This window comes from Breznakia sp. PFB1-19, from assembly GCF_029893935.1.
In the GTDB taxonomy this organism is placed as follows: domain Bacteria; phylum Bacillota_I; class Bacilli_A; order Erysipelotrichales; family Erysipelotrichaceae; genus Breznakia; species Breznakia blatticola.
This window is the reverse complement of the sequence record NZ_JARXXJ010000014.1, coordinates 37,396-60,535: the sequence shown is the minus strand read 5'-3', so window position 1 is coordinate 60,535 and position 23,140 is coordinate 37,396. Positions and strand designations below refer to the sequence as shown.

Annotated in this window: 16 protein-coding genes and 1 other annotated feature; of the genes, 13 read left to right on the top strand and 3 right to left on the bottom strand. The window is 34.9% G+C overall.

Features of this window, described 5'->3' with window-relative positions; all coding sequences use genetic code 11:
* Positions 1-323 precede the first annotated feature (323 nt).
* The 7 genes from M2098_RS07890 (at position 324) to ppdK (ending at position 12,858) form a co-directional block, all read left to right on the top strand.
* Entirely contained in the window at positions 324-1,049 is a 726-nt protein-coding gene (locus M2098_RS07890) for a DUF3196 family protein (protein ID WP_280683394.1), read from the top strand.
* A 20-nt stretch (positions 1,050-1,069) separates the two neighbouring features.
* Positions 1,070-2,353 (top strand): trigger factor, encoded by a 1,284-nt coding sequence (tig, locus tag M2098_RS07885; protein WP_280683392.1) that lies wholly within the window; start codon positions 1,070-1,072, stop codon positions 2,351-2,353.
* Positions 2,354-2,396: 43 nt separating this feature from the next.
* A complete protein-coding gene (gene lon, locus M2098_RS07880) occupies positions 2,397-4,709 on the top strand; it encodes an endopeptidase La (protein ID WP_134170347.1) in 2,313 nt (770 codons plus the stop codon).
* Positions 4,709-5,302, top strand: a complete 594-nt coding sequence (yihA, locus tag M2098_RS07875) for a ribosome biogenesis GTP-binding protein YihA/YsxC (protein ID WP_280683389.1) — start codon at positions 4,709-4,711, stop codon at positions 5,300-5,302. Before lon ends, yihA begins: the two co-directional genes overlap by 1 nt.
* A gap of 103 nt (positions 5,303-5,405) precedes the next feature.
* On the top strand, positions 5,406-6,599 hold the full coding sequence (locus M2098_RS07870) for an FprA family A-type flavoprotein (RefSeq protein WP_280683387.1): 1,194 nt from the start codon (positions 5,406-5,408) through the stop codon (positions 6,597-6,599).
* A 30-nt stretch (positions 6,600-6,629) separates the two neighbouring features.
* Positions 6,630-6,830: a binding site (T-box leader), on the top strand.
* 34 nt (positions 6,831-6,864) lie between these two features.
* Positions 6,865-10,017 (top strand): valine--tRNA ligase, encoded by a 3,153-nt coding sequence (locus M2098_RS07865; RefSeq protein ID WP_280683385.1) that lies wholly within the window; start codon positions 6,865-6,867, stop codon positions 10,015-10,017.
* A gap of 207 nt (positions 10,018-10,224) precedes the next feature.
* A complete protein-coding gene (ppdK, locus tag M2098_RS07860) occupies positions 10,225-12,858 on the top strand; it encodes a pyruvate, phosphate dikinase (protein ID WP_280683383.1) in 2,634 nt (877 codons plus the stop codon).
* A 54-nt stretch (positions 12,859-12,912) separates the two neighbouring features.
* On the opposite strand, the gene M2098_RS07855 is transcribed toward ppdK, so the two are convergent.
* Complete coding sequence (locus tag M2098_RS07855) at positions 12,913-14,460, bottom strand: helicase HerA-like domain-containing protein (RefSeq protein ID WP_280683381.1); 1,548 nt, start codon at positions 14,458-14,460, stop codon at positions 12,913-12,915.
* 141 nt (positions 14,461-14,601) lie between these two features.
* Here M2098_RS07855 and M2098_RS07850 point away from each other — a divergent pair, with 141 nt between their 5' ends.
* A complete protein-coding gene (locus M2098_RS07850) occupies positions 14,602-15,813 on the top strand; it encodes a cation diffusion facilitator family transporter (RefSeq protein WP_280683379.1) in 1,212 nt (403 codons plus the stop codon).
* Positions 15,814-15,825: 12 nt separating this feature from the next.
* Here the strand turns inward: M2098_RS07850 and pgeF are convergent, their stop codons facing one another.
* Together pgeF and M2098_RS07840 are read right to left on the bottom strand one after the other, a co-directional pair.
* Positions 15,826-16,584, bottom strand: coding sequence for a peptidoglycan editing factor PgeF (pgeF, locus tag M2098_RS07845; RefSeq protein ID WP_280683377.1), 759 nt, complete (start codon positions 16,582-16,584; stop codon positions 15,826-15,828).
* An 11-nt stretch (positions 16,585-16,595) separates the two neighbouring features.
* Positions 16,596-17,546, bottom strand: coding sequence for a serine hydrolase (locus tag M2098_RS07840; protein WP_280683375.1), 951 nt, complete (start codon positions 17,544-17,546; stop codon positions 16,596-16,598).
* A 176-nt stretch (positions 17,547-17,722) separates the two neighbouring features.
* On the opposite strand from M2098_RS07840, the gene hrcA reads away from it, so the two are divergent.
* The 5 genes from hrcA (at position 17,723) to M2098_RS07815 (ending at position 23,114) form a co-directional block, all read left to right on the top strand.
* Entirely contained in the window at positions 17,723-18,742 is a 1,020-nt protein-coding gene (gene hrcA / locus M2098_RS07835) for a heat-inducible transcriptional repressor HrcA (RefSeq protein ID WP_280683373.1), read from the top strand.
* A 10-nt stretch (positions 18,743-18,752) separates the two neighbouring features.
* The gene (gene grpE, locus M2098_RS07830; RefSeq protein ID WP_280683371.1) at positions 18,753-19,397 is read left to right on the top strand and encodes a nucleotide exchange factor GrpE; all 645 of its coding nucleotides are present in this window, start codon (positions 18,753-18,755) and stop codon (positions 19,395-19,397) included.
* A 14-nt stretch (positions 19,398-19,411) separates the two neighbouring features.
* On the top strand, positions 19,412-21,217 hold the full coding sequence (gene dnaK, locus M2098_RS07825; protein WP_280683369.1) for a molecular chaperone DnaK: 1,806 nt from the start codon (positions 19,412-19,414) through the stop codon (positions 21,215-21,217).
* Positions 21,218-21,294: 77 nt separating this feature from the next.
* Positions 21,295-22,398, top strand: a complete 1,104-nt coding sequence (gene dnaJ, locus M2098_RS07820) for a molecular chaperone DnaJ (protein WP_280683367.1) — start codon at positions 21,295-21,297, stop codon at positions 22,396-22,398.
* A gap of 65 nt (positions 22,399-22,463) precedes the next feature.
* Positions 22,464-23,114: a hypothetical protein gene (locus tag M2098_RS07815; protein WP_280683365.1), complete on the top strand. Its 651-nt coding sequence runs from the start codon at positions 22,464-22,466 to the stop codon at positions 23,112-23,114.
* Positions 23,115-23,140 lie beyond the last annotated feature (26 nt).

Below are 23,140 nucleotides of genomic sequence, written 5' to 3'. Positions count from 1 at the left end.
AAAACAAAGTAAAAGCCTGATTACTAATGTGTAACCAAGCTATATAGAATTCTTTATTTATTTCGCCTGTCTACTTGACAGGGGGTACATCAAAATGGAGTCTTTTTATTATATACACTAGAAAAAAACGAAGAAAACTTGAAGATTTTTAAATATTTTGGGATAGTCACTTGACAAGGTAGATAGAATGAAATATAGTAATAGCACTCTACTAACGAAAGTGCTAAAACGAGTAGATGTCAACTTGAATGTGATTCAATGCTTCAAGGCGTATGGGTTTATTATTTATAGCACTTCTAGTATAATGGCAAAGAGGAAAATATATGGATTATTATGATCGCTTACTTGAAGATGTAAAAGCACTCATCAAGGATGAAAAGTTTATAGAAGCTAGACAATTGCTTGATGTTGAGCTAAACATGCCGTATGTTCCGTTACAGTATGAACAAGAGTATCAATCATTGTTTACGTATTGTAATCAACAACTGGCAGGTAATGCAAAATCGAAGACATACGATCAAGAGGATATTGAAGCATTATTGTTTGGAAGTGTAGATCAAGCTAGCGTCGCTTGTGAAATACTTGCGACAAGTAATGTTCGACAACATCTTGAGATGATTGAGAAATATCTATCGGATAAACCGAATGTATTGATTCGAACATTGTTAATTGAAATCCTTATTGACCAAAATGTACATGAAGAAATAAAGCTTGATTATGATGGCTTACATGTAGAGTTTATAGCTGCTTACGTTGAGCCGATTGCTGAACGTGAAAGTACAGAAGAAATGGTAAAAATACTCAGCGATGACTTTGAAAATGATAACCCCACATTTTATAAAATGTGTATAGATTGTTTGGTGAAAGAATTGTATTTCCGACTCCCATTTAGCGTCGAGGAAGAGGAATGTCGATATCTTACAACCGCAATTTCTGCTTATGTGTATGAATCATTAGGTGATAAAGACCAATTTGATGCATATATAAAAGAAAAAGACCTTGCAATGTATGTGGGTTATGACTTAAAATTGAAAGAGTATCGTGTTTAAACACTGGAGGTTAAAAAATTATGAGTTCAAAATGGAAATTGTTAGAGAATTCTCAAGGAGAATTAAAGATTAAAGTTGAAGGTGAAAAATGGTTAAAAGCCCAAGAAGCAGCTTTCAAAAAATTAGCGAAAGACATCGAAGCAAAAGGATTTAGAAAAGGACAAGTGCCTGAAAAAATTGCACGTCAAAAAATTTCTGAACAAAGCATTCTTATGGAAGCAATTGATGAAGTTGCAGGACATGCTTTACAAGAAGGAATTAAAGAACATGATTTATGGATCATTGCTCGTCCTGAATTAGCTGTAGATGAAATTACAAAAGAAGCAGTTATGTTGAAATTCAATGTAACAGTAAAACCTGAAGTAACATTAGGTGAATACAAAGGATTAAAAATTAAAAAAGCAAAAACAACAGTTACTGCTAAAGAAGTTAATGAACAACTTGAACAATTACAAGCACGTTTCTCTGAACTTGTAGTTAAAGATAAAGGAACTGTAGAAAACGGTGACACAGCTGTTATCGATTTCGAAGGATTCAAAGATGATGTAGCATTTGAAGGTGGAAAAGGTGAAAACTATCCATTAGAAATTGGTTCAGGTTCATTTATTCCTGGATTTGAAGAACAATTAATCGGAATGAAAGCTGAAGATGAAAAAGATATTCAAGTAACATTCCCAGAAAACTATGGAGCACCAGACTTAGCTGGTAAAGAAGTTACATTCAAAGTAAAAGTTCACGAAATTAAAACAAAAGAACTTCCTGAAATTAATGATGATTTAATCAAGGATGCAGAAGTTAAAGATGTAGAAACTGTAGAAGACTACAAAAAATACGTGAAAAAGAACTTAAAAGAACAAAAAGAACAAGAGGCTGCAACACAATTTGAAAACGACATGTTAAAACAACTTGTTGATAATTCAAAAGTGGATGTACCTCAAGTAATGGTTGATGATGAAGTAAGTCAAATGGTTAATGACTTTGGACAACGTTTAGCTGCTCAAGGATTTAGTGTTGATCAATACTTCCAAATGACTGGAACATCACTTGAATCACTTCAAGAACAAATGAAACCAGAAGCTGAAATGAAAGTTAACGTTCGTTTAGTATTAGATAAAATCGCTGAAGTTGAAAAAGTAGAAATTAGCGATAAAGATGTTGAAGTAGAATACGAAAACATCGCAAACCGTTACAACATGGAAGTTGATAAAGTCAAAGAAGCTGTAAACAAAGATGCATTACAGTATGACTTAAAACTTCAAAAAGCTGTTGAAATTGTAAAAGACAGCGTTGTAGAAGAAAAATAAAAGACGCTAAAGCGTCTTTTTTGACCCATAAAGGAGGTAGTATATGGAACAAGTAAAAATCGATTTGCCTATTGTATGCACTAGAGGCGTCATCGTGTTTCCTAACAATGAAATTATTATTGATGTTGGACGCAAGAAAAGTGTTTATGCGATTGAAGAAGCGCAAGAACATTTCCAAAATCAAATCGTTTTAGTAGCACAAAGAGACTTAACTTTAGAAGACCCACGAATGAGTGATCTTTATGAGGTAGGTACGATTTGTAATATTATGCATATCCGCCACATGGATGGGTACATGCGTGTAAAATTCAAAGGAATTGAACGTGCACGAATCCAAACCTTAGAGTTCGGAGGAGATATGGTCTTTGGTAGTGTATTACCATTAGCAGATATTCAAGAAAGTGCGCAAGAAGAACTTGCATTAGTTCGTCGTATTGCACAACAATTGGAAAATGTTGAAGGATTTACACATGATCTACCAAAAGATATGATTAGTAAATTAGCAGAAGGGTTGAGTGCAAATCAGCTTGCTGACCAAGTTGCACAAGTATTCCCATTCTCTGTAGAAGCAAAGCAACGTATTCTTGAAGCTGAAAAAGTAAATGATCGTTTACTTTACATTATTCAAGAAATGGAAAATGAAAAACAAATTAGTGATTTAGATAACTTAATCAACGATAAGGTAAAACAACGTCTTGATGAAAATCAACGTGAATACTATTTACGAGAAAAACTTCGTGCAATTAAAGAAGAATTAGGTGATGTTGCTGATCGCGATAGCGATACAGAAGAATACCGTAAGATGATTAATGAAAATCCATACCCTGAAAATATTAAAGAAAAAGCATTGGAAGAACTTTCACGTTATGAAATGTTACCAAGTGCATCAGGAGAAAGTGGAGTTGTAAAAACGTATTTAGATTGGTTATTGAAACTTCCTTGGTGGCAAGAAAGTCAAGATAATGAGGATTTAAATGTTGCACAACAAGTGTTAGATGATGATCACTATGGACTAGAAAAAGTAAAAGAACGTATCATGGAATACCTTGCGGTAAAAACCATGACAAATTCTTTAAAAGCACCAATTATTTGTTTAGTAGGTCCTCCAGGAGTTGGGAAGACTTCTTTATCTAAATCTGTAGCGCGTGCATTGAATCGTGAATTCGTTAAAATCTCACTTGGTGGGGTAAAAGACGAATCGGAAATTCGTGGACACCGTCGTACATACTTAGGTTCTATGCCAGGTCGCTTTATTCAAGGTATGAAAAAAGCAGGTACCGTAAACCCTGTATTCTTAATTGATGAAATTGATAAGATGGGTGCTGATTATAAAGGTGATCCTGCAAGTGCGATGTTAGAAGTACTTGATCCAGAACAAAATTCATTGTTCTCAGATCACTATTTAGAAGAACCATATGACTTAAGCAAAGTTATGTTTATTGCAACTGCAAACTACTTGGATAATATTCCACACGCTTTACAAGACCGTTTGGAAATTATTCAATTATCAAGTTATACAGAAATTGAGAAACTAGAAATTGCAAAACGTCACTTGGTACCAAAACAATTAAAAGAAAATGGTTTAACAGATAAGCAATTTAAAATCTCTGATGAAATGCTTATGTATGTAATTAAACACTACACTAGAGAAAGTGGAGTGCGTCAATTGGAACGTGTGATTGCTAAGTTAATCCGTAAAACGGTTCTTGTGATTTTAAAAGATGAAAAGAAATCACTATCTATGACGAAAAAGAAAATCCAAGAGTTCTTAGGTAAAGAAATCTTTGACTATGGACGTAAAGAGAAAAAAGACCAAGTAGGTACAGTAACAGGATTAGCATATACTTCATTTGGTGGAGATATTCTTCAAGTAGAAGTAAACCATTTTGATGGTACTGGTAAACTTGTTGTGACTGGACAACTTGGTGATGTGATGAAAGAAAGTGCTAGTATTGCATATGACTATGTAAAAGCGAACGCAAAAAAATATCACATTGATTCTGAAATATTTAAAACACAAGATGTACATATTCATGTTCCTGAAGGTGCAGTCCCTAAAGATGGACCAAGTGCTGGTGTGACATTAACCACTGCACTTATTTCTTCTTTGTCAAATCAACCAGTAAAGAGTGATTTAGCGATGACTGGAGAGGTTACTTTGCGTGGAAATGTATTGCCAATTGGTGGATTGAAAGAAAAATCAATGGCTGCACATCGCTCAGGTATTACAACAATCGTTATGCCTAAAGATAATGTGAAAGATCTTGATGATTTACCAGAAACAGTTAAAGAATCAATTAAATTTATTCCAGTTGATCATGTTTCGCAAGTGCTTAATGCTGCACTCGTGAAATAATGAGAACGATACAATACTGTGAACTTGTGACTTCGGCTCCAGACAAAAGTTTTTGGCCTGAGTCACAACTTCCAGAAATCGTCTTAGCAGGGCGTAGTAATGTAGGAAAGAGTAGTTTTATCAATACGATGGTCAATCGTAAAAAACTTGCCTATGTTGGAAATACACCTGGTAAGACACGCTTACTAAATTTCTTTAACATCGACGACACATTTTTATTTGTTGATGTTCCAGGTTATGGATATGCCAATATAAGCAAACGACAATTGCAAGCCTTTGGTCAAATGATGGAAGACTACTTTGGTACTCGTGAACAAAAGATTGGACTGGTTCTACTTGTTGATGCACGTCATAAGCCGAGTGAGGATGATATTACCATGATGGAATATGCGAGATATCATCATTTACCTGTAGTTGTTGTAGCAACAAAAATTGACAAACTTAAACGTAGTGAAATTAGTAAAAATATGGGTAAAATTGCTAGTACGCTTGAAATCCCTGAAACGGAAATTGTTCAATTTTCAAGTGAAACATCAAAGGGAAGAGAAGCTGTCTGGAAAAAAATTGATGAATTATTGGAAAGTGTTGCATAGCACTTTCTTTTCTTTTGGTAAATCAGCTGTGAAAAGGTGCAATATGGTTGAATTGCACCTTATTATTGCCTATACTTAAAGGTAAAGATAGGAGTAGATAATTATGAAATACTTACAAATCACAAAAGATTTTTATTGGATTGGGGTAGAAAATCCAAATTTACGACGTTTTGATATTATTATGGAAACTGAGTTTGGAACAACATACAATTCATACTTACTAAAAACAAGTCAAGGGGTTGTATTGTTTGAAACAGTAAAAGATAAATTCTTTGATGAATATATCGAAAAAGTTAGAGAATTAGTAAAAGTAGAAGATATCAAATACATTATTTGTAATCATACAGAACCAGATCATTCTGGCTCATTAGAGAAGTTTCTTGAATTAAATCCAAATATTGAGATACTTTCAACCATTGCCGCACAAAACAATTTAAAAGAAATTGTAAATAAACCGTTTAATGGACGTGTTGTAAAAGACCAAGAAGAAGTTGTTGTTGGAAATAAAACGCTACGTTTTATTATGGCACCAAATTTACATTGGCCAGACACGATGTATACATACATTGTTGATGAAGAAATTCTTGTTACTTGCGATTCATTTGGTGCACATTATGCCACAAATGAGGTGTTATTATCACAGGTCGCAAATCGTGAAAACTATGAAAAAGCATTCGCATATTATACAGAAATGATTATGGGTCCATTTAAACCATTTGTTGCTAAGGCGATGGATAAAATTCGTGATTTACCAATTCGTTATATTGCAACTGGGCATGGATGTTTGATTGATCAAGAAATTGATGATTTCATTCAACGTTATACAGACTTTGCGAAAGTGAAAACTAACGATGTGAAAAAAGTAGCAATTGCTTATGTAACTGCATATGGTTATACGCGCGAAATGGCAGAAATTATTAAAGATGAATTAGAGAATCATCATTTAGAAGTGAAGTTGTATGATTTAGTAGATGCAGACCAAGAAGAAGTATATGAAGCAATTAAACAAGCCAATGGAGTGCTTTATGGTTCATGTACAATTGTCGGAGATGCATTACCTCCAGTATGGCATATGATGAATCGAATTCTAACGCCATATGATGGAATTAAAGTTGCTAGTGCTTTTGGTAGTTATGGGTGGTCTGGTGAGGCTGTACCAAATATGATGGTCCGTTTGAAGCAACAAAAAATGAAACTTGTAGATGAAGGATTACGTATTAAATTTAAACCAAGTGATACACAAAAAGAAGAAATCCGTGCATATGCGAAAAACTTTGCACAAGCGCTTATTGATTAAAGTGAAAAACTTGGTATAATAAGTAAGAAAATAAATACAGTGAATAGAAGGAGTACATACAAACGTTTTATAGAGAGTTGTTGATTGGTGAAAAACAATAAATGAATGTATGGAAGGTAGTCTAGGAGTAGATATTCTGAGTTTAGTAAGAATATCCGGTTACAGCCGTTATCTGTTTAAGGCATACATTGTATGCAAATTAAGGTGGTACCACGAGCATTCGTCCTTTGGGATGAGTGCTTTTTATTTTCAACAAGGAGCACATATGAAGAAAACTTTTCAAATCGAAACAGATCGTTTACTTTTACGACAAATGAATGCTTCAGATTACGATGATCTAAAGGACATATTGGCTGATCCAAAAGTGATGTATGCTTATGAAGGTGGCTTTAGCGATACTGAAATTCAACAGTGGTTTGAAAAGCAACAAGAGCGCTATCAAAACGATGGTTTTGGTTTGTGGGCAGTTGTGCTTAAACAGACAGGGAAGATGATAGGAAACTGTGGTTTAACTTATCAGCAAACACCATGGGAGACCGTATTAGAAGTTGGCTATCAATTTGCCTATGCGTATTGGAATCGTGGGTATGCAAGTGAAGCGGCGCGTGCTTGTGTTACTTATGCTTTTACAAAACTAAACGTCGACACGGTGTACGCTTTAATACGCGATACCAATCAAGCCAGTATCCGTGTGGCAAAAGCGCTGGGGATGAAAGAAGTAAGTGAACGTAGCTTTGATAAACACTATCGTGGTGTAACTATGCGACACGTTACATATAAATTAACAAAGAAGGAGAATCAGATGAGAAACACATTAGAAGCAAAATATGATCATAGTAAAATCGAAAGTAAGTATTACGATCATTGGGTGAAAAAAGGATATTTCACTGCAGGAGATACAAGTAAAACTCCATACGCAATGGTGATACCACCACCAAACGTAACAGGTAAGTTACACTTAGGTCATGCATGGGATACAACGTTACAAGATATTGTAGCTAGATATAAACGACTTCAAGGTTTTGATGTACTATGGCTTGCTGGAATGGACCATGCAGGAATTGCAACACAAGCAAAAGTTGATGAGCGTTTAAAAGCACAAGATGTTTCACGATACGATATTGGTCGTGAGAAATTCTTGGAACATGCATGGAACTGGAAAGAGGAATATGCAAGTCATATTCGTGAACAATGGGCAACACTAGGTTTATCGCTTGATTATACTAGAGAACGTTTTACACTTGATTCTGGACTAAATCAAGCAGTTAATAAAATCTTCGTTGATTTATACAACGATGGCTTGATTTATCAAGGAGAACGTATTATTAACTGGGATCCTGAAGCAAAAACAGCATTATCAAACATTGAAGTTATCCATAAGGAAATTGAAGGTGCAATGTACACATTCAATTATAAAGTAGTGGAAACGGGTCAAGAATTACAAGTTGCCACAACACGACCAGAAACAATGTTTGGAGATGTTTGTGTAGTTGTTCACCCAGATGATGCACGCTACAAGGACGTAGTTGGAATGCATGTCATCAACCCAGCAAATGGACAAGAATTGCCAATCATTACTGATGATTATATCGATGTTGAATTTGGAACTGGAGTTATGAAATGTACACCTGCGCATGATCCAAATGACTTTGTGATTGGACAAAAATATCATTTACCAATGCCAATTTGTATGCATCCAGATGGAACGATGAATGAATTAGCTGGTAAATATGAAAATATGGACCGTTTTGCTTGCCGTAAAGCACTTGTTGAAGATGCAAAAGTTGCAGGAACACTTATTAAAATTGAAAAACATATGCACCAAGTTGGTCACTCAGAAAGAACAGATGCAATTGTTGAACCATATTTATCTAAACAATGGTTTGTTAAAATGCGTCCACTAGCAGATGAAGTAATTAAAAATCAAAATATTGAAGATCAAAAAATTAACTTTACACCAAAACGTTTCGAACATACATTTAACCAATGGTTAGAAAAAATTGAAGACTGGTGTATTTCACGCCAATTATGGTGGGGACACAGAATCCCAGCTTGGTATCACAAAGACACGGGTGAAATCTATGTTGGATTACAAGCACCTAAAGATATTGATAATTGGCAACAAGATGAAGATGTGCTTGATACATGGTTCTCAAGTGCATTATGGCCATTCTCAACACTTGGTTGGCCTGAAGAAACAGCTGATTTTGAACGCTACTATCCAAATGATACATTAGTTACAGGATATGATATTATCTTCTTCTGGGTTGCTAGAATGGCATTCCAAGCACGTTATGCGACACACAGTCGTCCATTCAAGGATGTTCTTATTCATGGACTTGTTCGTGATGAACAAGGACGTAAGATGTCTAAATCACTTGGAAATGGTGTGGATCCAATGGATGTAATTGCTGATCATGGATGTGATGCGATGCGCTTCTTTTTAACAACGAATTCTACACCAGGACAAGACCTTCGTTATATTGATGAGAAAGTTGATAGTTCAAGTAACTTCATCAATAAAATATACAATGCTTCAAAATTTGTATTAATGCATATTGCAGATGATTTTGATCACGAACAAATTGATTTACGTAAAGCAACAACAATTGATAAATGGATTATTAAACGATTCAATGAAACATTAAAAAATGTTAGTGAGAATATGGACCGTTTTGAGTTTGCACTAGTTGGCAATGAATTGTACTCATTTATTTGGGATGATTTCTGTAACTGGTACATCGAATTAAGTAAAGCAAGTCTTCAAAGTGATGATGAGGGAATTAAAACTGCCGCAAAATCAACATTACTATTGGTATTAGAAGGAATTCTAAAAATGTTATCTCCATTTATGCCATTTGTGACTGAAGAAATCTATCTTGCACTTCCACATCTTAAAGATTCAATGAATGAAGAAACTTGGCCAACCGTAATTTCTACAGATATCATGGATATTGAGATGGAAGAAGTGAAACGTTTAATTTCAATGGTTGAAGCTGTACGTGAAGTAAAAGCAACGTATAAATTAAAACCAAGTGCACCAGTAGATATTCTTGTTAAAGATACAAATGAACAAGTTGAAGATACAAATGTATTCATCAATGCATTCCTTGAGCAAATGTGTAAAGCAACCTGGGTTTCAAGTGTTGGTGATGAGGAAATGGTTGTACGTCCTGTATATCAAGGTTCAATCTCGATTCCTTTAGCTTCGTTAATTGATATCGAAGAGGAAAAGAAAAAACTTGAACAGGATAAGAAAAAACTAGAAGGAGAAATTAAACGTGCAGAGGGGATGTTAGCAAATCCAAACTTCACAAATAAAGCTCCAGAAGCAAAAGTAAATGCAGAAAAAGAAAAACTAGAAAACTATAAAAATCAATATGAAATCGTTGTAAAACGATTAGCAGAATTGGCTTAATTTAATTAGAGGAACATTTCCTAAAAGGTTGTTTTCAAACGACATGGGAATACTTCCTCTTTTTTCTTATTTGCATGGACCAAAATTTCCAAATATATACCATTTCCAACCAGCAAACATGTCTAGGAGTAGCATTACGTTAGGACTTTCGATATAATAATACTTGTGAAAGCGATTACACAGTTATAGAGAGAAGGAGGTCCTATTATGGGGGATAAATTTGTTTATTCATTTCATGAGGGAAATGAGACGATGCGTAACTTACTTGGTGGTAAGGGAGCAAACTTAGCAGAGATGATCAATTTAGGAATGCCAGTTCCTGATGGTTTTACGGTTACAACGGAAGCTTGTAACAAGTACTACGATGATGGTGAAACAATTGATAAAAAAATCATCGATGAAATTTTTACACATTTAACTGAGTTAGAAAAGAGTTCAGGTAAGGTATTTGGTGATCCAAATAATCCATTACTTGTTTCTGTGCGCAGTGGTTCACGTGCAAGTATGCCAGGTATGATGGATACGATTCTAAACTTAGGACTAAATGATGAAGTTGTTGAAGGTCTTGCAAAACTAACGAATAATCCAAGATTTGCATATGATTCATATCGACGTTTTATCCAAATGTTCGCTGATGTAGTTATGGGATTATCAAAATCAAAATTCGAAACAGTGATTGATGATATTAAAGCTGAGCGAAAAGTTGAGTTAGATACGGATTTAACTACAGATGACTTAAAAGAAATGGTACGACGATTTAAATCGTTCTACCATGCAGAGTTGAAATCGGATTTCCCATTAGATCCAAAAGATCAACTAGCTCTTGCAATCGAAGCAGTATTTAAATCTTGGAATAATCCAAGAGCGATTTACTATCGTAAAATGAATGATATTCCTTCAAGTTGGGGAACTGCAGTAAACGTTCAAATGATGGTGTTTGGAAATATGGGTGAAACATCTGGAACAGGTGTTGCCTTCACAAGAAGTCCAAGTACTGGAGATAATCAATTATTTGGTGAATTCTTAATGAATGCACAAGGTGAAGATGTTGTTGCTGGTATCCGTACACCTAACCATATTAGTGAACTGCAAAAAGTAATGCCTGAAGTATATGATGAATTTGTGGCAATTTCTAAACGCTTAGAAGAACACTATCATGATATGCAAGATATGGAATTTACAATTGAAAATAAAAAATTGTATATGTTGCAAACACGTAATGGAAAACGTACGGCTAAAGCAGCACTGAAAATTGCATGTGATTTAGTAAGTGAAGGTTTATTAACTAAAAAAGAAGCAATTTTAATGGTAAATCCAAGTCAATTAGATGCATTGTTGCACCCACAATTTGATCAAGATGATATAAAAGGTGAAACACCAATTGCAACAGGTCTTCCTGCGAGTCCTGGAGCTGCTACTGGACAAGTTGTGTTTAATGCAGAAGATGCTGCTAATTATGCGCAAAAGGGTCACAGAGTGATTCTTGTACGTCTAGAGACGTCTCCTGAAGATATCGAAGGTATGAACTCATCAAAAGGTATCTTAACTGTACGTGGTGGTATGACAAGTCATGCAGCGGTTGTTGCACGTGGTATGGGAATCTGCTGTGTATCAGGTGTTGGAGATATCAAAATTAATGAAGAAAACAAAACATTTACCGTATGCGGAAAAACATATAAAGAATATGACTACATCTCTCTAGATGGTTCAACTGGTAATGTATACGGTAGAGAATTAAAAACTGTACCAGCTGCAATCGAGGATGACTTTGAAACATTCATGAATTGGGCTGATGAATTCAGAACATTAAAAGTTCGTACAAATGCAGATACACCACGAGATGCTAAACAAGCATTAGCATTTGGTGCAGAAGGTATTGGGCTTGTGCGTACTGAACATATGTTCTTTGAAGGAGAACGTATTAAAGCAATTCGTGAGATGATTGTTTCAAAAACAAGTGAGCAACGTTCACGTGCACTTACTAAATTATTACCAATGCAAAAAGGTGACTTTGAAGCGATTTATGAAGCTATGCAAGGTAGACCAGTAACGATTCGTTATTTAGATCCACCACTTCATGAATTCTTACCAACATCTTCATATGATATTACACAACTTGCATTAGATATGGGAATGGAAGTTGATGAGTTAAAAGGAATCATTCAAGGATTACACGAATTTAACCCAATGATGGGACACCGTGGTGTACGTTTGGATATTTCATATCCAGAAATCGCAGAAATGCAAACACGTGCAGTTATTGAAGCTGCAATCGCTGTTAATAAACGCAATGCAGATTTCAATGTAGTTCCTGAAATTATGATTCCACTAGTAGGTGATGTTGCTGAGTTACGTTATGTAAAAGCAGTTGTGAAGAAAGTTGCAGATGAAATCATTGAAGCATCAGGTGAGAAACTTGATTACATGGTAGGAACAATGATTGAGATTCCTCGTGCTGCATTAACAGCTGATGAAATTGCCGAAGAAGCAGAGTTCTTCTCATTTGGAACAAATGACTTAACACAAATGACATTTGGTTTCTCAAGAGATGATGCAGGTGGTTTCTTAAGTGATTACTATGACAAACACATTTATGAACAAGACCCATTCCAACGCTTGGATCAAAAAGGAGTTGGAAAACTTGTGAAAAATGCAGTTGATCTTGGTAAGAAAACGAGACCAAACATTAAACTTGGTATTTGTGGGGAACACGGAGGAGATCCTTCAAGTGTTGAATTCTTCCACAATGTAGGACTTCAATATGTATCATGTAGTCCATTTAGAGTTCCGATTGCACGTCTAGCTGCAGCACAAGCTGCCATCCGTGCAGAATCAAAATAGGCTAAATAAAAAGGGTATCGACTTGTTCGATGCCCTTTGTTTCGGTAATTCGATTTATTTTTTGCGTGTACCAAAGATACCGCGAATAATGCTATTTCCAACATTTCGTCCAATCGAACTTAGTGCATTTCCGACAAAACGATCAATTTGCTTATTTCTTCGATCAGCTTTCTTTTGTTCGGCTTTTTCTTGTCGAGCTTGCTCTTTTTGTTGCAGTTTAGCAAGTTCTTTGGCTTGTTTCTCATCAAGTTTTGCTTGTTCTTTAGCTTGTTTTTCTGCTTCCTTGTCTGCAATTTCTTGCGCTTCTAACTCTGCTGTTTTTTCTTGTAGTTCTTCATATGCAGATTTACTATCAACACGTGTGCGATATTTTGCTTCTACAGGATTGTTGCGAATACAATTTTCGATGGTTGCATTATCGGCAGCTCCCATATAACTTCTTGGTGGAAGGATTGTTGCACGTTCTACCATTGTAGGAATTCCTTTTGCATCAAGAAATGATACCAATGCTTCACCAGTTCCAAGTTCTTGTAAAACTTGTTCTGTATTAAAGGCAGGATTGATGCGAAATGACTCGGCAGTTGCTTTGATAGATTTTTGTTCAGCTGGTGTATATGCACGCAAGGCATGTTGAATTTTATTACCAAGTTGACTTAGTATACGATTTGGAATATCGGTTGGTTGTTGTGTAATGAAATATACACCAACACCTTTAGAACGAATCAATTTAACAACTTGTTCGATCTTATCTAATAAAGCCTTAGGTGCATCATTGAATAATAAGTGCGCTTCATCAAAGAAGAATACCATCTTTGGTTTTTCTAAATCTCCAGCTTCCGGTAATGTTTCATAAATTTCTGATAATAACCATAACAAGAATGTAGAATACAAGACTGGATTTTGTGCTAACTTCACGGCATGTAAAATATTAATAATTCCTTGTCCACTACTTGGATCGCAAACTAGCCAATCTTTGATATCAAGTTCTGGTTCACCGACAAATGTGTTTCCATCACTTGCTTCTAAAGCAACAAGAGAACGCATAATTGCACCGATTGTTGCTGAAGCGATATTTCCGTATTCTTTTTGTAGATCTTCTCTTTGTGCATCCACAAACTGTAACATCGCCTTAACATCCTTGATATCAAATAATAATAGTTGTTGTTCATCTGCAATTTTGAACACAACTTTTAGAACGGAAGATTGAATATCATTCAATTCTAAGATGCGTGCAAGTAAATCAGGTCCTAAATCAGAAATAGTCGTACGAACGGGAGTACCTTTTTCTCCGTAAATATCGTAGAATCGTGTTGGATATCCACTAAAACTCCAGTCTTGAATGTGTAATGATGCAATGCGCTCATCGACATTTTTATTACTGACTCCTGGTGATGCAAGACCAGACACATCCCCCTTGATATCTGCTAAAAACACAGGAACTCCTGCATCACTGAATGCTTCAGCAAGAACTTTTAGCGTTACGGTTTTTCCAGTTCCTGTTGCTCCTGCGATAAGTCCATGACGGTTTGCCATACTTGGTAGCATGTAAATAGGGGAATCCGTGCTTGCTACCCAAATTTCTTTTTGATCTTTTATATACATAAATGAATCCTTTCCTGTTTTATAAGTACAATTGTATTTTATCAATCATTACTAGGTTTGTACACATAGATACCCATGTTGTTAGCGACTAGGAAATGAAATGAATTCATAGTATAATGGGTAAATGATTAAGGAGCGCTTATGGGTGTATTAGCAAAATTATTTATTAAAGATTATAAAAACTTCAAAGATGGAAAAGTGCGTTCTGCATATGGACGACTTGCAAGTATCTATGGTATATTTTGGAATATGATTTTATTTACAAGTAAACTTACCATTGGATTACTTTTTCATAGTGTGTCAATACAAGCGGATGCGTTTAATAACTTAAGCGATGCAGGTAGTTCAATTCTATCGCTTATTAGTTTTATCTTTGCTGCTCAGCCAGCAGATAAAGAACATCCTTTTGGTCACGAACGTTTAGAATATATATTTTCTATGATTATTGCATTTATCATTTTGTTTTTTGGGATGCAACTTGTATTCTCATCAGTTACAGATATTATTCATCCAAAGAATGTTGTTGTAACTATACCGATGGTTGTTGTACTAATTATATCTATAGTTGTAAAAATTTATATGTATGCTTATAACCATGCATATGGAAAGCGCATTGACTCAACTGTGATGCAAGCAACTGCAGTGGATAGTTTTAGTGATGTATTAGGAACAAGTGTTGTCTTAATAGGACTTCTTATCTCGCATGTCTTTGCGATACAATTGGATGGATTTTTAGGAGTTATCGTCGCTTTATTTGTCTTAAAAGCTGGATGGGGAATTGTAAGTGAAACCTTCACAAAATTAATTGGGGAAGCACCAAGCGTTGATTTCACAAAGAAAGTTGCCGCAAAAATATTATCGTATCCTGGCGTACTAGGCGTACATGAGATGATTGTACATAGTTATGGACCCGATCAAACTTTTGTGACCATCCATGTTGAAATTAGCAGTAAAGAAGATATGATGGAAGCACATTCTACAATCGATGATATTGAAAACGACTTTCTTGTACAAGATAACATTCATCTTGTTATTCACATGGATCCAATTGATATTGATGATCCTTATACAAATCAAATGCGTAAAGAGATGGAGAAAGTTATGCATGATATTGATCCGCGCTTTTCCTTACATGATTTTCGAGTGGTCAAAACTAAGACACATAATAATTTTATATTTGATGTTGAAGTTCCAATTGATTGTAAAATGAAGCGTCAAGATATCATAGACGTAATAGAATCAAAAATACCACAAGGAGAAGTTCCAAATTATGGAGTGATAAATGTGGATCGTGCATATGCACCAATGAAAGATTATGAAGTAGAAGCAGATGAAGATATAAAGAAAAAGTAGGGTCAAACGATCCTACTTTTGTAATATAAAGGTTAAATTGCGTCCAGTATCCTTATTTCTACGGTACGAAAAGAAATTTTCATTATCTTCAAATGTATCTTCATGTTGAATAATAATGTTTGTATCAGGGATACCAGCATCTCGCAACATTTGATAATTTAAACCACGTACATCTAAATAGTATTTATCATTACCTTTTGGCATGTAATAAGTAGATGTATCAAAATCAAGTTTAAGTACTTCATCAATAACATCTTGTCCAACTTCAAAGTTTGTAAAATCAATTGATGGTCCAATAATTACACGTAATGCATTTGCTTCACAGTTTTCTTCATATAAAAGCGTATGTAACATTTTTTTCGTAATACCTGCAACAGTACCTTTCCATCCAGCATGAATAGCCGCAATGATATGTTGGTCTTGATCGTGAATCAAAATAGGAACACAATCTGCGGTAAAGACACCAATTAAAACATTATGCAAATCTGTATACAAGGCATCACAGTCAGGAATGGCATCTTTTGCACTGTAAGCACCAGCACCGATATCTTCTTTAGTAACTTTATGAATATTTGTACTATGTGTTTGATTTGCAAATGTACATTTTTCTAATTCAAAATCGATTTCCTTCATAAAATCTTTACGGTTTTGAATTACTTCATCTGTAGCATCTGTTGTATGTAAGGCAAGGTTATTGTCTTGTAGTTTACTCGAATCTTTTAAGGTAGTTCCAGCGTACACTTCGCTGACCTGTGAATAATTAATATGCATGATATACTCCTTTATTTGTATTTTTGTTCATGATATGCGCAAAAGACATCGTTTAAATCGGCAATCAACGTTGGTGAATCTACTATACCATCCGTGAATATTGCAATCAAGTATGGTTCCTCTGTATATACGATTCCATAATCATTGACATAACCTGCAAACTCTCCATACTTGTGTGCGATTTCATAATGCTCAGCAGCAGTTCCTGCTTGTAAGAAATATCCTTGGCTGGCAATTTTTAATAAATCAATCAGCTCTTGATATTTATTTTGATGACTATAAAGATACTTTAGTACTTCCATACTGCTTCTAGCAGTAGTTATATTGTTGTTGATTTCCTCAAGTGTGTATTGTTTTGCACCATAGTTAGAAAAAGCTTGATAGGTTTCCAAGACTCCAGTTGTATATAACATAATTAATGAAGCGGAGTTATCACTATTCACAATGGCTTGTCTAATTAAATAGGATAAAGGAATTTGATCATCAATTGTGTAAATTGTAGAAATGCCTTCCTCTGGCATATATGCTTCTTCATAAAAAGGTAGGGCAGTATCCTTTGTATATACACCTTTCTCGATTAAGTCGTAATAGTACATAGCAAGTGGTAGCTTATACGTACTTGCTGCTAGCATTTCTTCATCTTCGTTGACCTGAATGGTCTCATCATCTTTAGGGTCATAATATATATACGACAATTGTTTGTCATCAAAATCATATGCATCAAGAATATATGCGATACTTTCTTGTAAATCACTTTTTGATTCTATGGTTGGTGATTCGTCGCCTTTTGTTGATGTACGAGTCTCTTCTGTAAATTGTGCAAGCATGTCTTCACTGATGTTTTTTAGTGCGATAATTGCAACACAGCCAATAATAATTAAGCAACTTAGAATCATTATCAGTAATAGTTTTCTGCGAATGATTTTCAGCTGTCTACTTGTCTTCCTCTTTCTTTTTTTCATATCTATATTCTACCATTTTTACGTATATGAATACACTCATATCATCTTTACTAATGGGTATACATTGATGAAAATGAAATAATTCAAAAAAATTAGCACTTTATACTTGACAGTGCTAATTTGGTGGTATATAGTATTAGCAGATGCTCGTAAAGAGTGCTAGAAAGGGTGTACATATGCAACTAACAGATCGACAATTATTAATCTTTAAAACGATCGTTGATGAGTTCACAAAGACAGCAGAACCGGTTGGTTCGAAAAATTTAATGAACTTATTAAATATCAAAGTTTCAAGTGCAACTCTTCGTAATGAAATGGCTGCGTTGGAAGAATTTGGATTATTAGAGAAGACGCATACATCAAGTGGACGTGTACCTTCAAGTAAAGGGTATCGATTCTATGTAGAGCATCTTATGGAAAAAGAATTAGATAGTAATGTTGAAAATGCATTAAGTGAAGTATTCCATGAACGTCATTATAGTGTTGAGGAAATCGTAAAGCGAAGTTGTGATATACTTTCGCAAATGACTAACTTAACATCTGTAGTGCTTGGTCCAGAAACAAGTTCACAAAACTTACAACACATTCAAATTTTTCCAATTAATGAAAGAAGTGCAGTATGTGTATTTATTACTGATCAAGGACACACGGAAAATAAGATGTTCCATTTTGATGAAAATGTGAGTTTAAATGATATTCAAACATGTTGCAATATTTTGAATGATCATTTAGCAGGAACACCAATTAATGAATTATCATGTAAACTAGAAGAAATTAGACCACTGTTATCAAGTCAAGTGGTTCGTCATGAAGTATTATTCCAAGCATTTGTTAGCGCATTTGTGAAATTTGCGAGTGATAATGTATATACTTCAGGTGCATCAAATATGCTTTACCAACCAGAATTTGCTGATATTGAAAAACTTCGTGAACTGATGAAGTTCTTAGAGGATAGTAGTGTTTGGCGTCAACTGGGAAGTAGTAATGAAGATATTTCGATTCGTATTGGGAATGATGATAACCAAGTCATTCCATTTGAGAACGTATCTGTTGTCTCAAGTACGATTCGAATTAATGATGAAGAAGAAGGAAAACTTATGGTTGTAGGTCCAACAAGAATGCCATACAACAAAGTTGTTGCATTAATGGAATATATGGCAAAAGCAATCGGAGATTTATATCGTAATGATAGATAGGAGTGGAACGATGAGTGAAGAGTTAAACAAAGAGGAAGCAACTCTTCAAGAAGAAGAAGTTCTTGAGACGGAAGCTAACGAACAAGAAGAAATGTTAGATAACGAAGAAGCAGTAGAAACTCAAGAGCATGAAGAACTTGAAGAAGGCGAAAAGAAAGAAAAGAAAGGTTTCTTTAAGAAAAAGAAATCAAAAGAAGAAGCATTAGAAGAAGAAATTATTGGGTTACGCGAAGAACTTGCAAAAACGCAAAATATGTATTATAAAGCGTATGCAGACACGGAAAACCTAAAGAAACGATTACAAAATGATGCTGACACATTAAGAAAGTATCGCATTCAAAGCTTTGCCCAAGAGATTTTACCAGTTATGGATAATCTTGAAAGGGCAATCGGATTTGAAGCAAAAGATGAAGATGTTAAAAACTATGTGAATGGTATTAACATGGTATATCAACAAATCAAAATTGCTTTAGAAAATGAAGGTGTAAAAGCTATTGAATGTTTAGATAAACCTTTCGATCCAAATATACACCAAGCTTTAGTAACAGAAAAAGCAGAAGGTGCAGAACCTGGAATTGTACTTGAAGAAATTCAAAAAGGTTATATGTTAAAAGATCGCGTAATTCGCGCAAGTTTAGTAAAAGTTAGTGAGTAACAATAGGAGGAACTATGAGTAAAATTATTGGAATTGACTTAGGAACGACAAATTCATGTGTTGCCGTAATGGACGGTAGCGATGTTAAAGTAATTACAAACCCAGAAGGTAATAGAACAACACCTTCAGTAGTAGCATTTAAAGATGGTGAAACAATTGTTGGGGATGCTGCAAAACGTCAAGTAGTTACAAATAAAGACACGATTTCAAGTGTTAAGCGTTTGATGGGAACAAATGAAAAAGAACATGCAAACGGTAAAGATTACACACCACAAGAAGTATCAGCAATGATCCTTCAATACTTAAAAGGATATGCAGAAGACTACCTTGGTGAAAAAGTAACAAAAGCAGTTATTACAGTACCTGCATACTTCAATGATGCACAACGTCAAGCAACGAAAGATGCTGGTAAAATTGCTGGATTAGAAGTTGAACGTATTATCAACGAACCAACAGCAGCAGCACTTGCTTACGGTATCGACAAAACAGATACAGAACAAAAAGTATTAGTATATGACTTAGGAGGAGGTACATTTGACGTATCAATCCTTGAATTGGCTGATGGAACATTCGAAGTATTATCAACTGCTGGGGACAACAAGCTTGGTGGAGATGACTTTGATGATGTGATCGTTAAATGGATGTTAGAAGACTTCAAGAAACAAAATGGAGTTGACTTATCAGGTGACCAACTTGCAATGCAACGTTTAAAAGATGCTGCAGAAAAAGCGAAAAAAGACTTATCAAGTATGGCACAAACACAAATCTTATTACCATACCTTTCAAATGGAGCAAATGGTCCATTGAACTATGAAAATACATTAACAAGAGCAAAATTTGACGATATGACTCGTTCATTAGTTGAAAGAACAATTGGACCAGTTCGTCAAGCATTACAAGATGCTGGTGTTACGAAAAACGATATTCACCAAGTATTACTTGTTGGTGGATCAACTCGTATCTTAGCTGTTCAAGAAGCAGTTAAAAAAGAATTAGGAAAAGAACCAAACCGTTCAGTAAACCCTGATGAAGTAGTAGCAATGGGTGCTGCTATCCAAGGTGGAGTTATTACTGGAGATGTTAAAGATGTATTATTACTAGATGTTACACCATTAAGTCTTGGTATCGAAACAATGGGTGGAGTTATGACTGTTCTTATCGAACGTAATACAACAATCCCAACTAGTAAATCACAAGTTTTCTCAACAGCTGCAGATAACCAACCTGCTGTAGATATTCACGTACTACAAGGGGAACGTCCAATGGCTGCTGATAACAAAACATTAGGAATGTTCAAACTTGATGGAATTGCACCAGCTCGTCGTGGAGTACCTCAAATTGAAGTTAAATTCGATATTGACGTAAACGGTATTGTTAACGTATCAGCAACTGACAAGGGAACTGGAAAAGAACAAAGTATTGTTATCCAAAACTCTACAGGTTTATCAGACGATGAAATCGAAAAAATGGTAAAAGAAGCTGAAGCAAACAAAGAAGCTGATGAAAAACGTAAAGAAGAAGTAGAACTTAGAAATAAAGCAGAAGCATTCATTAACCAAATCGACCAATCAATGGAAGAAGCTGGAGATAAAATGGATGCTAACCAAAAAGAAGAAACTCAAAAATTGCGTGACGAACTTCAAAAAGCATTAGATGAAAATGACATGGATAAAGTACGTACACAACTTGATGCATTAGAAAAAGCAGCACAAGCTGCAAGTGCTTCAATGTACCAACAACCAGGTGAACAAGGACAACCTCAACCAGAATCAAACCCTGATGATGATGTTGTAGATGCTGAATTCGAAGAAAAAAACTAAAAATGTAAAAGAAGTTCTAGGCAACTAGAACTTCTCTTGTGTATAATACATAGGGAATATAAAGTAGGAGGTTTGTGATGGCAAATAAAAGAGATTATTATGAGGTGTTAGGCCTAGACAAAGGTGCAAGTGACGCTGATATCAAAAAAGCATATCGTAAGTTAGCAAAAAAATACCATCCAGACGTTAATAAAGCTGCAGACGCTGAAGATAAATTTAAAGAAGTAAATGAAGCATATGAAGTATTAAGCGATAAACAAAAGAAAGCCACATACGATCAATTTGGGCATGCCGGTATGGATGGTGCACAAGGGTTTGGAGGACAAGGATTCTCTGATTTCGGTGGTTTTGAAGATATATTTGGTTCATTCTTTGGTGGCGGATTCTCTGGAAGTTCTAGAAGAAGAAATGGTCCACAAAAAGGACAAGACCGCTTTATGCAAATGCGTGTGGATTTCATGGATGCCATCTTTGGTAAAAGTGAAGAAGTTTCACTTGAAGTAGATGAAACTTGTAGCGAATGTTCAGGAACAGGAGCAAAAAGTAAAGACGATGTACAAACTTGTCCAACATGTAATGGGTCAGGGCGTGTTGTTACTCAACAACAAACAGCTTTTGGTGTTTTCCAAAGTGAAAGTGTATGTCCAACATGTAATGGAACAGGTACAATTATTAAAAATAAATGTAGTAAATGTCATGGAAGTGGATATGAACACAAACATATGAAGTTAGATATTAAAATTCCAGCAGGAATTCAATCTGGTCAACAAATTCGTGTAACTGGAAAAGGTGAAAAAGGAGTAAATGGAGGTCCAAATGGTGACTTATATATTGAAATCCTTGTAGCACCACATAAAAACTTCATTCGTGAAGGAAACGATATCCGTATACAAGTTCCAATCTCTGATGTAGATGCAGTTTTAGGAACAAGTATTGATGTACCAACAGTATATGGTGATGTAAGTTTAAAAATTCCAGCAGGTACACAATCAGGAACGAAATTCAGACTAAAAGGAAAAGGTGTGAAGTCTCCAAAAGGATATATTGGAGATCAATATGTTGATGTAAAAGTTGAAATGCCTAAGAAATTAAGCAAACAACAAAAAGATCTATATGAAAAACTTCGCAAGTCTGCGAAATATGAATCACCATTTGAAAAATTTAAGAAAGCATTTAAGTAAACTCTCGGGTTTACTTTTTTCTTTTCTATTTGATAACTACAGCGTATACTAGTAAAGAGGTGTCCATGAAAAATAAGCAACAAAAATACAGTCTTATTGCTTTTATACTTGCAGTTATCAGTATCGTGTCTTTAAGCGTTTATGACATGAAAGAAAAAATTAAAACGATAAATCGAATCGTCTTAATAACTAATTTACAAGACTATTATGTATCATATGAGAAGATTAGTAGAAATAGATCTTTCGAAATTGCATTTGAACAGTTAGAAGCATTACAAGTTGAACTGGAAAAAGAGGAAGCAGTTCAACAACAAGAGGCACTTTCTGAAGCATCTGATGGCTTAACTGAAACTGATACTGATGAAATTCAAGTTGTTAATCCAAGTGGACCGATTGTTCCTAAACGTCTCTATTCCACTATGAAAAGTGACAGTAAAGGACACATGTATCGTGAGTATTTTGATACAACTTCACAAACGACATCAATCATGATGGGTGGTGAAGAAATGCATAATGGACAAGCAACGTATTTGCCAAGAAATTTGATTGATCGTGGGGATGATTGCTTTTATGTAGAAAATTCAAATGGCAAAGAATTCAATATCTATTTAGGAGAGCATGCGTATTATTTATATGATGTGAATTATGATGTCTCTTATATTTTGGATGATGTTAACAATAACAATGGACAAAACGCAATAACCATTTATAAATAGAAAGAGCGCATCAATTCGCGCTCTTT

Coding starts and splice junctions, on each gene's coding strand:
- M2098_RS07890 (WP_280683394.1), top strand. CDS start 324: ATGGATTATTATGATCGCTTACTTGAAGATGTAAAAGCACTCATCAAG.
- tig (WP_280683392.1), top strand. CDS start 1,070: ATGAGTTCAAAATGGAAATTGTTAGAGAATTCTCAAGGAGAATTAAAG.
- lon (WP_134170347.1), top strand. CDS start 2,397: ATGGAACAAGTAAAAATCGATTTGCCTATTGTATGCACTAGAGGCGTC.
- yihA (WP_280683389.1), top strand. CDS start 4,709: ATGAGAACGATACAATACTGTGAACTTGTGACTTCGGCTCCAGACAAA.
- M2098_RS07870 (WP_280683387.1), top strand. CDS start 5,406: ATGAAATACTTACAAATCACAAAAGATTTTTATTGGATTGGGGTAGAA.
- M2098_RS07865 (WP_280683385.1), top strand. CDS start 6,865: ATGAAGAAAACTTTTCAAATCGAAACAGATCGTTTACTTTTACGACAA.
- ppdK (WP_280683383.1), top strand. CDS start 10,225: ATGGGGGATAAATTTGTTTATTCATTTCATGAGGGAAATGAGACGATG.
- M2098_RS07855 (WP_280683381.1), bottom strand. CDS start 14,460: ATGTATATAAAAGATCAAAAAGAAATTTGGGTAGCAAGCACGGATTCC.
- M2098_RS07850 (WP_280683379.1), top strand. CDS start 14,602: ATGGGTGTATTAGCAAAATTATTTATTAAAGATTATAAAAACTTCAAA.
- pgeF (WP_280683377.1), bottom strand. CDS start 16,584: ATGCATATTAATTATTCACAGGTCAGCGAAGTGTACGCTGGAACTACC.
- M2098_RS07840 (WP_280683375.1), bottom strand. CDS start 17,546: ATGAAAAAAAGAAAGAGGAAGACAAGTAGACAGCTGAAAATCATTCGC.
- hrcA (WP_280683373.1), top strand. CDS start 17,723: ATGCAACTAACAGATCGACAATTATTAATCTTTAAAACGATCGTTGAT.
- grpE (WP_280683371.1), top strand. CDS start 18,753: ATGAGTGAAGAGTTAAACAAAGAGGAAGCAACTCTTCAAGAAGAAGAA.
- dnaK (WP_280683369.1), top strand. CDS start 19,412: ATGAGTAAAATTATTGGAATTGACTTAGGAACGACAAATTCATGTGTT.
- dnaJ (WP_280683367.1), top strand. CDS start 21,295: ATGGCAAATAAAAGAGATTATTATGAGGTGTTAGGCCTAGACAAAGGT.
- M2098_RS07815 (WP_280683365.1), top strand. CDS start 22,464: ATGAAAAATAAGCAACAAAAATACAGTCTTATTGCTTTTATACTTGCA.